This window comes from Priestia sp. P1_B12_1, assembly GCF_056406695.1.
On sequence record NZ_JBFTZR010000067.1, the window covers coordinates 1 to 661 of the forward strand.

Consider the following 661-nt stretch of genomic DNA (forward strand, 5'->3'; position numbering starts at 1 on the left):
CCTGGCCATCTGAGACCAATACCGTAAACTGATCCGTCCCATTAAAATTYARATTCGGCTGGTAGCTAAATGTTCCGTTCGCGTTCACTCCCGCCACTCCGTTGGTAGGCGCAGCTTGAAGCTGATAACTGAGTGGGTTTCCATCCACAYCTGTCCCTACTATCGCTCCTACTACAGGACTGTCTTCCTGCGTACTAAACGTGTAGTTTGGCACCGTGGGGGCATCGTTCACTGGCGTGACAATTACTGTCACCGTCGAAACCGCCGTTCCTCCCTGACCGTCTGAGACCAATACCGTAAACTGATCCGTCCCGTTAAAATTTGAATTCGGCTGGTAGCTAAACGTTCCATCCGCGTTCACCACGGCTACTCCGTTGCCAGGGGCTATTTGCAGGCTAAACGTTAACGGGTCTCCGTCGGGATCTACTGCTACTACTTGATTGATTAGCGTACTGTCTTCCGCAATCGTAAAGCTGACATTGGACGTAATTGGGGGATCATTTACCGGRATWACATTGATGGTYACSGTCGAAACCGCCGTTCCTCCCTGGCCATCTGAGACCAATACTGTAAACTGATCCGTCCCATTAAAATTCAGATTCGGCTGGTAGCTAAATGTTCCGTTCGCGTTCACTCCCGCCACTCCGTTGGTAGGCGCAGC

At 51.2% G+C, this 661-nt stretch carries 1 protein-coding gene; it reads right to left on the minus strand.

Annotation, left to right across the window (positions count from 1 at the left end; translation table 11 throughout):
* The coding region (locus AC1D0Y_RS29655; RefSeq protein WP_477708452.1) for a cadherin-like domain-containing protein at positions 1 to 634 on the minus strand (634 nt) is incomplete at its 3' end.
* Positions 635 to 661 lie beyond the last annotated feature (27 nt).